Below are 15,416 nucleotides of genomic sequence, written 5' to 3'. Positions count from 1 at the left end.
GATTTCACCTCATTCGCATGTGATATTTTTTAGTTTTTCCGTCAGTTTCATGTTTTCGCTGTAGTCGACAGGGCAGTCGATCAAGACAGGTTTATTCATGGAAATCGCTTGGTCCAGCGCTTTCTGCAGATCTTGGGTTTGGTCGACACGTAAAGCTTCCATTCCAAAAGATTGTGCGAGTTTGATAAAGTCGGGATTTCCGAATTCAATATGGGATGGACGGTCGAATTTTTTCATCTGGTGCCATTCGATCAGCCCGTATCCATCGTCTCTCCATAGAAGAATGATGATGGGTAAGTTCAATCTTACTGCCGTTTCTAGCTCTGCTCCGGTCATCAGAAAAGAACCGTCTCCGCAAACAGCGACAACGTTACGATCCGGAGCCGCCATTTTGGCTGCAATTGCTCCTGGAACGGCAACTCCCATGGAGGCGAGTCCATTCGATATCAGGCAGGTGTTCGGCTTGGATGTATGGTACATGCGCGCCATCCACATTTTGTGTGCGCCGACATCTGAGATCACAATGTCTTCATCTCCCATAGCATTTCTCAAGTCCGCAATGATCTTTTGCGGTTTAAGAGGAAAGGCCTCATCCTGTTGATATTCTTCAAAATCTTTCAGCACATTTTTCCGGATGGATGTGGCCCAGTCAAGATTTCTTTCTTTTGCCGACACAGCTTCTGTCAGTTGCTTTAAGTTCTCTTTTATATTTCCGACTACGTTCAGGGCTACAGGATAGTACGCGTCAATTTCTGCTTCCTCTGTATCGATATGCAAAATCGGGGTCTCACCGGTCGGGTTCCAGTTTTGAGGCGGCGTTTCGGCCATATCAAAACCGATCGGGATGATCAGGTCGGCTTTTTGAAAACCACAGGTGATGTGATCTTTCCCACTCAGTCCTGCCGTGAGAAGACTAAGTTCGTGTTTCCATGAAAGGGCTCCTTTTCCCATGAAAGAGTGGACGACAGGGATGTTCGCTTTTTCTGCTAATGATTGAAGCTCATTCGCTGCTTGTTCCCGAGTAATTCCGTTTCCTGCTAAAATCAGAGGTTTTTCTGCTTTGGATAGGAGGTCCGCCGCTTCCTTGATGACAGTTTCATCGGCTTGTGGAAGAGAATGACCGGTGATCGGTAGTGGATCAGCTGACACTTCCATGCCTGCTACATCTTCAGGCAGATCGATATGCGTCGCTCCTGGTTTTTCCTGCATGGCTAACTGATACGCTTTTCTTACGACTTCTGGCACGATTTCGCCTGTTTTGATTTGCGCATTCCACTTGGTTACAGGGGCGTAAATGTCTACAAGATCGTAATATTGGTGTGAAATTTTATGTTGGCGGTTCAGTCCGGCCTGCCCCGTAATGGCGATGAGTGGACAATGGTCCATGTTCGCATTGGCCACGCCAGTCAAAAGGTTAGTCGCGCCCGGCCCGAGCGTCGCCAGACAGACCCCCGGTTTACCCGTCAGCCTTCCATAGGTGCCCGCCATAAAGGCGGCACTTGTTTCGTGGCGCGTCGTAATGAACTCGATGGAAGAGTCCAAAATGGCATCCATGACGTCGATGTTTTCCTCTCCTGGCACACCGAAGATATATTCGACGCCTTCGTTTTCTAAGCATTTGATTAATAGTTGCGCAACATTCATAACTTTTCCTCCTTGTTTGTCTTATTTTGCGTTATCGCAATAGAAGTTATGAGTAAAAGGTTGGAGAATGATTCCATTGTTCTCACTCACAGTCGAGCGATAAAATGGAGACCGGTATTTTTGCGGGGAGGTAACGTATGAAAAAGCTTATCCATCATTTAAGAAAGAACGAAAAGCATTTACTTACAGCGGTATTTTTATCTATGGCCATGTTGATTATTGGTGGCATTTTGACAGGGACTCACCTCCAGTTTGGGAAGCAGGTCATGATCATCTCCATAGGCTTGATGGTTTACCTGCTCTGGTTTTTAGGTGTGGATCCCATATGGAAGGGTTTCGGCCTGCTTGGGTTTGCTTTTGGAATAACTTTTGCTTTTTCCGAATTAATCGATATGGTTCCGATCAACATTTATGATCAGTGGTTATCTGCGGATACGGTCAAAGGGGTGACCCTGGAAGGGATTTTCTTTTTAGTAATGCTGAAGCTGATCAGCAAATGGACAGGTATTGAACCTTACATTGAACAGCTCATGAATAAGAAAAAAGAGAAGGAATCCGAGTCTGGATGAAAAAACGCCCATATCAACGAGCCATTTTATTTAGTTGTGCGCTTATCTTGATTATTTTCGCTTTGATCAATCATTTGTTAGGTGGAAATCAGTGGATCGGCAATGTTTCTTTGTTCACTGGTTTTACCGTGATAACTTACTTAGAATACTTTTCTTACGAATCCATCTTGCTCGGCTTCATGTCCTCTACATCGACCGTTCTAATAACATGGGGAGTTTATGAATCACTCATGTCTCTTTTTCTGGATGGATTCAAAAGTTATATTCGAATCGGTGCGGCCCTTTTCATTCACCATTGGGTAGCAAAAGGTATAAAAGCAGGTTTGAAAAAAAGAAGAGATTGAAAAGGACGTCGGTCATTGTTTGTGACCGGCGTTTCTTCCGTTTTATCAGTCCTTTTCAGATTTGTCACGTCTTGTATGACAAAGCTGCATTTAGATTGTCTTGAGCGCAGGGGTGTAACCGCTTTATTATGAAAGTACAGAAAAAAGAGAACAAACGAGACGAGGAGGAAATCTCATGAGTGAGAAAAAACAAACAGGTGCAAGAGCTCGTGTTCAGCGGTTCGGAAGCTTTTTAAGCGGAATGATCATGCCGAACATCGGGGCTTTCATTGCATGGGGTATTATAACGGCTTTATTTATTCCTGATGGATACTTTCCTAATGAAGATTTAGCAGAAATGGTCGGTCCGATGATCACCTACTTACTGCCATTATTGATTGGTTTTACAGGTGGACGATTGGTCCACGGACTTCGCGGAGGGGTCGTTGGTGCGACAGCTACGATGGGAGTCATTGTCGGAGCAGACATTCCTATGTTCCTTGGCGCGATGTTAATCGGTCCGCTAGGAGGTTTAGCCATCAAATGGGTGGATAAACTTTTTGAAGGCAAAGTCAAGTCTGGATTTGAGATGCTTGTCAACAACTTCTCAGCCGGTATCGTTGGAGCGATTCTTGGAATTGTCGGTTATTACATTATCGGTCCAATTATGTCAGGACTGACAAATGTTTTAGGTTCTGCCGTTGAAGCATTAGTCAATGCGGGACTATTGCCGCTTGTCAACATCTTCATAGAACCAGCAAAAATCTTATTCTTAAACAATGCCATCAACCACGGAATTCTGAGTCCCATCGCTGTGGATCAGACACAGGAAATTGGGAAATCGATTCTATTCTTACTTGAAACGAACCCGGGTCCTGGCTTAGGAATTCTATTGGCATTCAGCATCTTTGGAAAAGGAATTTCCCGCCAAACCGCACCAGGGGCTGCCATCATTCACTTCTTTGGTGGTATTCACGAAATTTACTTTCCGTACATTTTGTCCAAGCCGGCTTTGATTTTAGCAGCCATTGCCGGTGGTGTAACCGGGACAACAACGTTCGTCGCTTTCGGTGTCGGTTTGACGGCGACTCCTTCTCCAGGAAGTATTGTAGCGCTTATGCCACTGACAGCCAGAGGTGACCACCTTGGTGTGATCGCAGGTGTTCTTCTTGCCACACTCGCATCATTCATTGTCGCTTCCTTGATTCTAAAATTCAGCAAAAACGATGAGGAAGAAGATTTGAACGAAGCTACAGCTAAAATGGAAGAAATGAAAGGCAAAAAGAGCTCTGTTTCCGGACAGTTAAATTCTCAGCAGCAAGAGCAAAAAGAAGAGGCGAACGAAGAGGTTTCAGATAGAAACACAGATGTCGTTCCTTCCGTAGACCGCAGCAATGTCGATAAAATCATCTTCGCTTGTGATGCGGGGATGGGGTCCAGTGCGATGGGAGCGTCTCTCCTGAAGAACAAGTTCAAGAAAGCCGGCATCCAAATTGATGTCACCAACATGGCCATCAATGATCTGCCAAATGATGTAGACATTGTCATTACACACAAGGATTTGACGGAACGTGCCGTACAAAGAGTACCAGGTGCTCACCATATCTCTGTCGATAACTTCTTAAATAGTCCGAAGTACGATGAACTCGTCAACGAACTTAAATCTGAATAACAATTATAAAGGCCTGATCCGGTGATCAGGCCTTTCCTTAACTGATTTTGAAGGATGGGGGCACCATTCCGAAGATGCTAAAAAAAGTCATGAAGTTGCTAATAAACGCTCAAAAGGTGCTAATATAATTCCTAAAGTCGCTAATAAATGTTCGGAAGGTGCTAATAAAAGGTTTAAAGCTGCTAATAAGTTTAACTTACATGCTCATACAAACGTTCACTAAACGTCATTCTAGTTCAGCACCCTACTTAATGGTTGCTGTAGTCATTAATAAAGGAGAGCTTATTAAATTTTGTCACAGATGGTTTGACGAAGATGACTTTTCTAATCATTGAAAACCCTTACGGTACAACATATTATGAAAGTATAGAAACAATAGTTGTTAAATATTGTCCTTGAAGGAGGTGAATCGGGAATGTATGTGACAGGTCGTGAAAGGAAGATCTTAGACCGCCTGCTTGGTCAGGAAGATCAAGTGACGGTTAAACAGTTGGCCAAAGAACTCGGTATCAGCACAAGAACGGTGCATCGGGATTTGAAAGGGATGGAAGAACTCCTGGCCGAAAGGGAGTTGTCGCTTGAGAAAGAATCCGGGGGCGTCCTTTTGGTGAAAGGGCCTGTGGATCAGAAGAAAACGCTGAAAATGGAGTTAAGGCAGCAGGCCTCAGTAGATTATACGCCGGAAGAACGGCACGTTTTGATTCTGTCCAAGCTTTTAGAGACTCGTGAACCTGTCAAGCTTGTGGCGATTGCGAATGATCTGGGTGTTACAGTAGCAACGATCAGTCATGACCTCGATAAGATTGAAGAGCACCTCAAGGACTTTCGGTTGAAGCTTGTTAGAAAAAGGGGCTATGGCGTCGAAGTGGTCGGAGAAGAATCGGGCATACGAGAAGCTATTAGTCAATTAATTATGACCCATATGAACGAGCTTGATTTTTTCTCCATGGTGAGACAGAACATCCAGGAAGGGAATCAGGGAGTAGATGATTCTTTATCCGGGCAGCTGCTGGACATTGTAAATAAAGAAACGCTTGCGCTGATTGAACTTCACCTCGATGAGTTGCGGAAAGAATTATCTTATCCTCTCGCGGATAGTGCCTACATTGCGTTGGTCGTTCACCTTGCTTTGGCGATTGAACGCATGCAGCAAGGGGAAAAGATCCATATCGATGAAGCACAGTTGGAAAAGCTCCGTTCTACGAAAGAGTACTCTTTTGCGGAAGGTTTAATAGACCAATTAGCGGGCGAGTTCCAACTCTCTATACCAGAAGCGGAAACCGGCCATATTACGATGCATTTGATGGGAGCCAAGGCGCGTTACAATCGCGATTCTTTGCTTGAGGACTCAAGTATGAGTATAGCTTTTAAAGCGAAGCAGCTGATCGCTAAAGTATCTCGGCGTGTAGGGATGGATTTCAACGAGTATGATCGTTTGCTCAATGACCTTGTCGTCCATTTGAAACCTAGTGTGTACCGTTTGCAGCATAACATGGATATTGAAAACTCATTTACCGATCAAATGGAGGAAGATTATCCTGTTTTGTTCAAAGAAGTGGAACATTCGCTTCAGGAGGTCTTCCCTGGACTACATTTTCCACGTGAAGAAACCGCTTTTATCGTCATGCATTTTGCATCTGCGCTTCTGAATATGGAAGGTGTGGCAGGGATCAATGTCCTTGTCGTTTGTTCAAGCGGAATCGGGACAGCCAAAATACTGGCGGCCAAACTACAAAAGAAATTCAACGAAATTGAGCAGATTGAACATCATTCTCTGTTTGATCTTAAGGGAATGGATATCTCGCAATATGATTTGATCGTTTCAACTATTTCTCTTGTCGATGTAGAGGCATACGTGCAGGTGAGTCCTGTTTTACCTAAAAAGGATATTCACAAAATCGAGCATGCAATCAGAAGGGTACGTGTGACGAAACAAATGAAAAAGCCGGTTTTGGAACAGAAGGGCGGAGATGAAAAGACTTTCCAGGCCATTCAAGAGAAAATCGGAGCTTCTGAACGCTATGCCCGTAATATCGGAAAGGTTCTAGACCACCTGCTTGTGGCGAGAATAGATGCTGCTCATGTGGAGGAGGCATTGGAACAGGCGGTTCACTATTTAAAAGAAAACGGAGCCGTTACAGAAGGAAATTCCATTGTTGATCATTTGTTGGAACGGGAAAAAGTCGGAGGTCTCGGAATCCCGGAGACAAAACTTGCGCTCTACCATGCGCGTAGTTCTTCCATTGAACAGCCTTCCTTCTCTGTTCATATCTTGACTGAACCTTTGAAGGTGCAGGGGATGGATGGAGAAGAGATGCCCATCAAAACGATATTGCTAATGCTCGCACCTGAAGCACCGAGTCAAGAAGGGTTAGAGACGTTGAGTTTTATTAGTTCTCTTATTATAGAAGATGAAGAGTGTACGTCAATTTTAGAGTCAGAACATGAGGAGAACATCCTTCATTATTTAGCAAACCAACTTTATACGTTTTTAAAATCAAAAGGATAAGGGAGTTTTTATAATGTCTACAAACATTTTGAAAAAAGAAAACATCGAATTGAACAAGAGCTTGGCAACGAAAGAAGAAGCCATCCGCTATGTGGGCGGCATTCTGAACGAACAAGGCTATGTAGATGAAGCTTACATCGAAGAAATGCTGAAGCGTGAAGAAATCACGTCCACTTTCATGGGGAACTTCGTAGCCATTCCGCATGGTACAGAGGATGCAAAAAAAGCCGTCAATGAAACAGGTATTTCTGTAGTTACAGTACCAGAAGGCGTTGATTTCGGAGATGGAAATATTGTTAAGCTCCTTATCGGAATTGCTGGAAAAGGCAACGAGCATCTAGAAATCCTTTCTCAGATTGCTATCGTTTGTTCAGAAGAAGAGAATGTTGAAAAATTGATTGCAGCAGAAACGAAAGAAGAAGTTCTCCAGACGTTCAGCGAGGTGGAGTAAGATGAAAGCTGTTCATTTCGGAGCAGGGAATATAGGACGAGGGTTCATCGGCGCGCTTCTTGATCAGTCTGGTTACGAGACCGTTTTTGTCGATGTGAATGAGAAGTTGATCGATCTATTAAATGAACGCAATCAGTACCTAGTAGAATTGGCTGGGGATGATTCTTCCATTGAGGTTAAAAATGTCAGTGGATTGAATAGTTTGAAACAGCCACAAGAAGTGGTGGAAGCGATCGCTCATGCAGACCTTGTCACGACCGCTGTTGGTCCTAACATTCTTCCTGTCATCGCAAAGCTCTTGGCAGAAGGAGTAGAAAAGCGCATCACAGATCAAGCAGTACCTTTGAACGTCATTGCTTGTGAAAATATGATTGGTGGATCTGAAGCATTGAAGCAGCATGTGCTTGATAACATGGATGAAACGTTGCAGGATCAATTGGAAGATTCGATCGGATTCCCCAATGCAGCCGTAGACAGAATTGTGCCTGATCAACACAATGAAGATCCGTTGACGGTCAAGGTTGAACCTTATTATGAATGGGTTGTGGAAACACCTGCGATCAAAGGAGTTCAGCCGGAAGTCCAAGGGGTCACCTATGTGGATGACCTGACCCCTTATATTGAACGTAAGCTGTTTACGGTCAATACAGGGCACGCAGCGACGGCCTATCTCGGAAGCTATTATGGACATTCAACGATCAAAGACGCGATGGAAGATCATAGAGTCAAGGAAAAGGTTGAAGGCGCGCTAAGTGAAACGGGAGCTGTACTGATTGAGAAGTATGGGTTCGGCAAGGAACAACATGAGGCTTATATAGACCAGATCATCAACCGCTTCTTAAACCCGGACTTGTCGGATGAAGTTACCCGTGTTGGCCGTGCTCCTATTCGTAAGCTTGGGCCAAAAGACCGTCTTGTAAGGCCGGCTGTTGAATATTTCAATGTCGTTGGAGGCCAGCCGCAGTACTTGGCTGAGGTCATTGCTGCGACACTTCTTTACAAGAATGAACTAGATGAAGAAGCAAGAGAACTGCAGCAACAAATTCAGACTTCAGGAATGACCGAAACCTTCTGCCAGGTTAGTGGGTTGACAGAAAACCATCCCCTTGTGGTATTAGTTGAGAAAATGATTACTCAAATGAAATGAAAAAGAGGCCCATGGATGAGATCTTCCATGGGTCTCTTCGTTTTATTCGTTTTTGATTTCTACGACAATTTTGCCGGGATAATTATGCCATTCATGGCCGTCTTTTAAAGCATACCCATTGAAAGCCTCTGTTTCTATAATGTTTGTTATGTAATCCTGCGCAGGCAATCGTACGTTACATCAATCATCCCCCCATTTCCTGTAGTTCCTTACAATTATGCAGGGATTGGTAAATTAGTCCGCTCTTTAGAGGGAGGGTTTACATTTTATGGGTGACCAGGTCTTACATATTTTGGTGTACCAGTTCATACATTTATTTCCATAAAAATAAGCCCTGAGCTTTTTGGCTAGCTCGGGCTTTATTTGATGCGGTCGTCGCGTTCTTCATCTGGGATAAGGGGGCAGGTGGGACAGCATTTGGATTTGTCAGCATCGTGGAGCATATATTTCATGCAGCAGTGACGTCTGACGTAGGTTTCTTTTCCGTTGTCCGCCTGATAAAAGCGGAACTTGAAATGAAGAGGATTCCTCCGGTTTTCTTTGAACAGTTCATGAGTGGTGAACCAGCGGAAAACGGTCTCTGTCCATTCATCAGCCTGATCTTTCACAAGCGCACATTTTCGTTGGTGAAGGTTGTGAGAGACGATGGAACGCATATGTGTCGTCTTGCATTTGGATATTTGTGCGACGGTTTGGAACAATGGCTGCAAGTGCTGGGTTATGAAAGTGTGAACGTATTCTTTCACTTTTTCTTCCGGCAGGTCCGCAATTTTGTGCACCGCTGAATCGTCAACCATGTAATTCATCGCATTTTTTTCTTTCAGTTCAATGCTGATGTTTTCGGGGCTTGCATCAATGATGACACCATGCTTGATCATCGTCTCGAACAATCCCATCGTGAGCACAGAATACATTTTTCCAAACAACAAACCGGCAATGGCCATGTTCGGGGCATCCAGCTGATGCTTTTGTATATCCAGTAATGCTCTCATCGCGTTTTTATCATGTATGAGATCATCGACTTTGTAATGAGAACGGTCCTTGTACTCAGAACCAACAAAGATGCGATGATCGTTCTGAATTTGTTCAAATACTCGTTTCATATCGATGTCTCCCGTTTGTAAGCTTTATTTTTGCTGATAACTGTTTTCAATTATAAAATAAAACCATCTATACAACAACTTAAGAAGCATAATGGACATGGACTTGGGAGTAAGCTAAGGTCATGGGCACGAGATGGGTCGATTACTATTCATTGATTTAGGGAATAGGCAGACTTACAATACTACATCATTCCTCCACGGAGGTGAACAGAATGGAAGCCATGAATGTAATACAAAAAAAGTTACCGGGGTATGAATCCACCTTTTTAAAAAATATGCAAAAAGCGGATCTCCATACTTTACACCAATTGATACAAGCGATTTTTCGGGAGCGGATCGTTCCCTGCGAATGGAGAAACTCTGAAAACACATTGATCCTTTTATTAAACGATGGAGAACTTCACGTACCTGTTTCCAATCTCTACATATTTCACCACATCGATATTGAAGGGGACATCCGTTTTCTGGATCGGGATGGAAATCAAGCCTTGGTCGATAAGTCCGAAACATGCTTGGAACTGCTTTTCCCGGGAAATAATCGATTTGATTTTTATAAGGAAGTCCTCAACAGTGTGACGAACCTGGCCTTGGCACTTACTGTAGCGGAGCATAGAAGAAGGCAAATCGAAAACCTGGCGGAAGATGCGTTCTCTTATGCAGCTAGACTCAAGAGCCCACTGACCTTTTTCGAGCAGTGGGTGATTCAAGGGCATACCATCCACCCATGCAGCCGAACGAGAATGGGCGTGACCTCTGAAGATGTCGCCCGGTACGCACCGGAATGGGAAGGGAAGCCGGATGTCCTGCCACTGCTCGTTCATAAAGACCGGTATCATATGACATCCAAAAACGGTGAGAGCACGAAGTCCATCCTTTTGCAAGAGTATCCGGAGTTAAACAAAGCCTTTCAACAAGTCTGTGAAGATCATGATGTAGTTGCGGAAGACTATGAAATAATTCCGATTCATCCATGGCAATGGGAACATACCATCACAAAATATTATAAGGATGATTTGAATAAAAAATTACTACTTCCGGTTAATGGAATTACCATCCCGACCTGCGCACTGATTTCTTTCCGGTCGCTTGCACCTCTAAACGACCGGTTCAGGCATCACATTAAAACCGCTGTCAATGTACAAATGACAAGCGCGGTCCGGACTGTTTCAGCGGCATCGACAAAAAATGGTCCCACTTTATCGCGACTCTTACAAACGGTTTTTAGTCATGATCCGAGACTATCCCGATCATTATCCGTCATGGGGGAGGAAGTCGGTATTCATTACAAGCCAGCGCAAGAAGAGAACGAGAATTTCCTGCAAAAAAATGCAGCCGCGATCCTACGTGAAAATCCAGAGCGTAATTTGGAGACGGACGAAATTGCGGTTCCGGCGGCTTCTTTGCTCGCGCCTTCTCCGTTTTCAGGAAAGTTGATCGTGGAAGAAGTGGCGGAACTCTATCCTTCGCCTGAAAAATTCATCTATGACTATGCAAAGACGGTTCTGCCCGGTGTGCTTACATTGATTACGAAATATGGGATCAGCATGGAAGCACATCTTCAGAACTGTGTCGTTATTTTTAAAAAAGGAAAGCCAAAAAAGGCGGTACTCCGTGATTACGGTGGCATCCGGATTATGAATGAACGCTTAGAACAGTATTTCGCCGAACAGCCGATTGATCCAAGTACGAATCTGCTGACTAAAGATCGGTCTGAGTTGTTGGATGTGTTTTCTCATGCCCTTTTCCATAATCATTTAGGAGAACTGATCGTCGCACTCGCTAGAAGAACATCGGTCAATGAGAAAGAGCTGTGGAAGGCGGTCGAGCAGGTGATCCACGAAACGTATGAACATATGAAAGAGGATAAACAGATCCCTACAGAAGCATTACTTGATAAAGAGGAAATTCTTACAAAGCCCACGAAGATGAAGGCCCTCGTGAAAATGCGTTTGTCTGATCAATATACCGACAACCTTCATGTGGAAATTCCTCATCCTTTTGCTAAAAGAAAAGAGGTGAAACGTAATGATCCTGCCCTTAACTGAGCGTATAAATTCGCGGAATCCTGGCTTGCGTAAAGAAGAAGACAAGGTATTTCAATTTTTGAAAAACGCTCATCCCGCTTATGCCGGGCATTTTAGGAAATGCCGGGCTGAAGCAAGAAAAGGGATCTTATTAAAGCTTGCGAATTCTATTATTCGGGAGAACATTGATGATGTTTATTCCGGTTCGACCATAATGGATGGTACCTCTTCTTATTTTCGTAGAACGATGAGTGAAAGCAGTTACTTATCATTAGAGAAAGAACGCGCGTATCTACTGGTCGAAACGCAGAGGAACAAAATCTTATTCCCGATCTTAAATAAATCGGCTTTCCGTTTTGTCGAAGTGGATGTGCCTGTGCTGATTGAAGGGCAGCAAGTTCGTCAAGTGTCTTCCGCTTCTGAGCTCGTGTTTCATTTGTTTGAAGAAGAAGACTACCCAAATCGTGACACCTTTGTCCAGGAGTTGAATAATGGAACCGCAAACCTTGCGCTCGCTCTAACTTTTCATGAGGAATGGAAACAGATCATTCGCACAGAAGCCGCCCGCCTGAATGTGGAAACATCCATCGGTTATGTGTTGAAAAAAGGGGAGGATGCTCATTTATTTTTCGAACAACTTGTCGTTGACGGGCACCATCTTCATCCTGGTGCCAAGACGAAAATCGGACTGACCTATGAAGATACGTTCCGATACTCACCGGAATTTCATCAGACGTTTCCCATCCGTATGGTGGCCGTGAAGAAGTCATTGATATTGAGTACAGGAGCAACGTTTGAATCCAGTTTTCCGGAGAGCGTTGAGGAGGGGTATAAGGAGTTAAAGGATCTGGGATACGAGAAGAGCCTGTACACAATTTTGCCTGTCCACCCTTGGCAGTACGACCATGCGATACCGGAGATTTATCAAAAGGAAATTGAAGATGAAGAAGTGATTCTTTTATCTTCACGACCTATCAATGTAGAGGCGACTTCTTCGTTCCGGACGGTATCTCCTAAAAGAAAAGACGCACCTGTGTTAAAGCTTGCGGTAAATAGCCAGATGACGTCGACCGTCCGTTCGATCTCTACACAGACAGCGATGAATGCTACCGTTTTTTCAAAAATGATACAGGAAATCAAAGAAAAAGAACCACAGTTACATTCCTTTATCCCCTTAAATGAATGGGGCGGGGCTGCTTTCCGGTCTGAGGATCGGTTGAAGAGTCGTAATTTGACAATGTTGATTCGTGAATCTCTCCAGCCCCACCTGGAAGAAGGGGAAGTGGCGGTTGCTGGAATGAGTTTGTACGCCCAGTCCCCGATCAGTGGTTTGACAATCCTGCATGAGCTTGTCCAGGAATTTCAAACGAAACATCACCTTAATCGTACCCAGGCAGCCCGAGAGTTTTTCTGTCATTATCTACAAAAAGTGCTTCCCGGGTATATGACGATGTTGGTCAAGTATGGAGTGGCGTTGGAAGGACATTTGCAGAACAGTGTTCCTGTCTTTAAGAATGGCCGTTTAACCCGCTTCTATTTCCGGGACTGGGGCGGAGCAAGGGTTTATCCGGAACGCCTTCGGAAACAGGGAATCTCTCCAAAGTTTGCTGCTGATTCGGTCAGTGTGACGAATGATCGTTCTTCGATGCATAATAAGCTGTATTACACCGTTTTTCAAAACCATTTGGGAGAAATCATCCGTCAGCTGGTGCGGTATTCCGGACTAGCAGAAGATACATTTTGGATGGAAGTAAAAAGAGTGGTACAGGAAGAACTGGCTCGTTTGGCACTGGAGGATGATTTGGCGCGCCAAGTGGCGGATGATCGAACATTCCTATTCCAGCCGACGGTCATGCATAAGTCCTTGACCCAAATGAGACTGAGCAATAGTAAAGGGGATGCGTACACCGAAGTACCCAACCCTTTAGCATGAAGAAAGTGTGAGGATGTAGTCATGAGAATTGATCAGTATATAGAAAATAAAAAACGAGTCCATAGTGACCCCATTTGTGCCTATGTTTATGATTTAGGTCGGTTACGAAAGCATGTGGACACGTTAAAAAGCAGTCTCCCGGATTTTTGCCGGCTTTTTTATGCGGTGAAAGCGAATCCTGATCCACGTATTCTAGGAACTCTCGCCCCAATTGTGGATGGATATGAAGTAGCCTCGGGCGGGGAGCTGCAGAAAGTACCTCATGAAAAACCAGTGCTTTTTGGAGCACCCGCCAAAAAACAGGCGGAAATAGAGGAAGCGATTGATGCACGGGTGGAAGCCATTAACGTAGAAAGTTTCCATGATTTGAACCGTATCGAATGGTTATCGAAAGGGAAGGGAACCGTAACCCCGGTCTTCATCCGCGTCAATTTGAGTCGTGATGTCCCGGAAAGTCATCATATGATGTCCGGGGTCCCGACTCAATTCGGTGTTGATGAACGGGAGGTACCTCAGATCATACAGAAGGTACTACAGATGGACCATGTCAGGGTAGAAGGTTTTCACTTTCATGCCATGTCCAATAACTTGAATGCTGAAGCTCATGTGCAATTTGTATCCATGTGTTTGGAAAAAGCGAAAAGTTGGCGGAACCGATTTGAATTGGACATCCACACGGTCGATGTCGGAGGAGGCATCGGCATCAATTATTGGAATCCTGAGGAGGCGTTTGATTGGGACTTGTTCACTTCAGGACTTGATAAATTAGAATCCCAAATGGACGGGCTGACTTTAGTGCTTGAACTTGGAAGGTACATGACAGCCGCTGCCGGATCTTATGTGGCGGAGGTCATCGATGTAAAGGCTAACCATGATCATCATTTCGCCCTCATCCGGGGAGGCTCCCATCACCTCCGGCTCCCGGCTGCCTGGAAAATGAGTCACCCGTTCCGCGTTTATCCTACCGAGGAATGGGACGCTCCCTATGAACGGCCGGGAATGAAGGATGCGGAAGTGACCATTGCCGGAGAGTTATGTACACCGAATGATGTACTTGTGAAAAGTGAATATGTAGAAGAACTGAGAGCGGGAGATGTTGTGATTTTTGATTATGCTGGTGCTTATGCGTGGACGATTTCACATCATGAATTTTTAAGTCATCCCGAGCCGGAATTCATCTATTTGGAAGAAAAGAATTAGCTGTCACATGTTGTGGCGGCTTTTTTCGTGCAATTAGCAATCCTGGGGTAAGAAAAAGTGTAATTCCTAGATTAAGAGGAAATACGTAGTTCCCAATCGGCTCTATTGGATGCATTTTTTCAGTGATTTCAAACGGGAGATGGTAAGATATAAATAGAATAGCGTCGAAGAGAGGGGGAGAAGGGTGAAAAAGAAGAATGATAGAAACAGAGGCCGGTCATGGGGAGCCTTTCTTCTCCCTGTCTTTCTACTCGGACTCGTTTTCTTAACCATGAAAAGTCAGCTTGGGGATGGAATCATGAGCAGCTGGACCACTGTTGAAGAAAAAGAACCGGATCTCCCGCAGCAGGTGCTGCAGTATGAAAATGAAATTGCAACCTACGCGGAGCAGGAAGGGATCAGAGAATACAAAGATATATTGCTCGCTTTGATGACGCAGGAATCAGGTGGCCGTGGGGGCGACCCGATGCAGGCGTCAGAATCCCATTGCGGCGAAGTTGGCTGTATTGACAATCCTGAAAAGTCCATCGAGCAAGGGGTTGCTTATTTCGCAAAGACATTGGAACGTGCTGATGGAGATGTGAAACTAGCGCTTCAATCGTACAATTTTGGTGCAGGGTTCATTGATTTTGTCATGAACCATGGGGGAGAATATACGCAGGAATTAGCCATTGAATTTTCCTCCAAGAAGTATGAGGAATTAAAACATACAGGGAAATACAGCTGTATCCGTGAAGAAGCTGAACAGTATGATGCCTGTTATGGAGATATTTATTATGTAGATGCTGTGCTGGACCACTATGAAGAAGATGGGGACTTACTCGCGACGTCTTCGTGATGG

At 44.5% G+C, this 15,416-nt stretch carries 12 protein-coding genes; 10 read left to right on the top strand and 2 right to left on the bottom strand.

What is annotated here, in order from left to right; all coding sequences use genetic code 11:
- Positions 1 to 9: 9 nt before the first annotated feature.
- A complete protein-coding gene (locus tag ACQ4XT_RS19155; protein ID WP_446855140.1) occupies positions 10 to 1,644 on the bottom strand; it encodes an acetolactate synthase large subunit in 1,635 nt (544 codons plus the stop codon).
- A 137-nt stretch (positions 1,645 to 1,781) separates the two neighbouring features.
- Between ACQ4XT_RS19155 and ACQ4XT_RS19150 the strand changes: the two genes are divergently transcribed.
- From ACQ4XT_RS19150 to ACQ4XT_RS19125, 6 genes are all read left to right on the top strand, one after another.
- The gene (locus tag ACQ4XT_RS19150) at positions 1,782 to 2,213 is read left to right on the top strand and encodes a hypothetical protein (protein WP_446855138.1); all 432 of its coding nucleotides are present in this window, start codon (positions 1,782 to 1,784) and stop codon (positions 2,211 to 2,213) included.
- Positions 2,210 to 2,557: a hypothetical protein gene (locus tag ACQ4XT_RS19145; protein WP_446855136.1), complete on the top strand. Its 348-nt coding sequence runs from the start codon at positions 2,210 to 2,212 to the stop codon at positions 2,555 to 2,557. The genes ACQ4XT_RS19150 and ACQ4XT_RS19145 overlap by 4 nt, the downstream gene beginning before the upstream one ends.
- A gap of 175 nt (positions 2,558 to 2,732) precedes the next feature.
- On the top strand, positions 2,733 to 4,208 hold the full coding sequence (locus tag ACQ4XT_RS19140) for a PTS mannitol transporter subunit IIBC (protein ID WP_446855134.1): 1,476 nt from the start codon (positions 2,733 to 2,735) through the stop codon (positions 4,206 to 4,208).
- Between the two features lie 415 nt (positions 4,209 to 4,623).
- A complete protein-coding gene (locus tag ACQ4XT_RS19135) occupies positions 4,624 to 6,717 on the top strand; it encodes a BglG family transcription antiterminator (protein WP_446855133.1) in 2,094 nt (697 codons plus the stop codon).
- Between the two features lie 13 nt (positions 6,718 to 6,730).
- The gene (locus ACQ4XT_RS19130) at positions 6,731 to 7,168 is read left to right on the top strand and encodes a PTS mannitol transporter subunit IIA (RefSeq protein ID WP_146813884.1); all 438 of its coding nucleotides are present in this window, start codon (positions 6,731 to 6,733) and stop codon (positions 7,166 to 7,168) included.
- Between the two features lies 1 nt (position 7,169).
- Positions 7,170 to 8,315: a mannitol-1-phosphate 5-dehydrogenase gene (locus ACQ4XT_RS19125; RefSeq protein WP_446855131.1), complete on the top strand. Its 1,146-nt coding sequence runs from the start codon at positions 7,170 to 7,172 to the stop codon at positions 8,313 to 8,315.
- Between the two features lie 359 nt (positions 8,316 to 8,674).
- Here the strand turns inward: ACQ4XT_RS19125 and ACQ4XT_RS19120 are convergent, their stop codons facing one another.
- A complete protein-coding gene (locus tag ACQ4XT_RS19120) occupies positions 8,675 to 9,418 on the bottom strand; it encodes an IucA/IucC family C-terminal-domain containing protein (RefSeq protein ID WP_446855130.1) in 744 nt (247 codons plus the stop codon).
- Between the two features lie 221 nt (positions 9,419 to 9,639).
- Between ACQ4XT_RS19120 and ACQ4XT_RS19115 the strand changes: the two genes are divergently transcribed.
- From ACQ4XT_RS19115 to ACQ4XT_RS19100, 4 genes are all read left to right on the top strand, one after another.
- Positions 9,640 to 11,463, top strand: a complete 1,824-nt coding sequence (locus tag ACQ4XT_RS19115) for an IucA/IucC family protein (RefSeq protein ID WP_446855129.1) — start codon at positions 9,640 to 9,642, stop codon at positions 11,461 to 11,463.
- 58 nt (positions 11,464 to 11,521) lie between these two features.
- Positions 11,522 to 13,375 carry an IucA/IucC family protein gene (locus ACQ4XT_RS19110; RefSeq protein WP_446855128.1) on the top strand — a complete coding sequence of 618 codons (1,854 nt, stop codon included), beginning with the start codon at positions 11,522 to 11,524 and terminating at the stop codon, positions 13,373 to 13,375.
- A 21-nt stretch (positions 13,376 to 13,396) separates the two neighbouring features.
- Complete coding sequence (locus ACQ4XT_RS19105) at positions 13,397 to 14,575, top strand: type III PLP-dependent enzyme (protein WP_446855125.1); 1,179 nt, start codon at positions 13,397 to 13,399, stop codon at positions 14,573 to 14,575.
- Between the two features lie 184 nt (positions 14,576 to 14,759).
- On the top strand, positions 14,760 to 15,413 hold the full coding sequence (locus tag ACQ4XT_RS19100) for a lysozyme family protein (RefSeq protein ID WP_446855123.1): 654 nt from the start codon (positions 14,760 to 14,762) through the stop codon (positions 15,411 to 15,413).
- Positions 15,414 to 15,416: the final 3 nt, after the last annotated feature.

It is taken from the genome of Halobacillus sp. 12SKB, from assembly GCF_052941655.1.
This window is presented reverse-complemented; position numbering and strand designations above follow the sequence as displayed.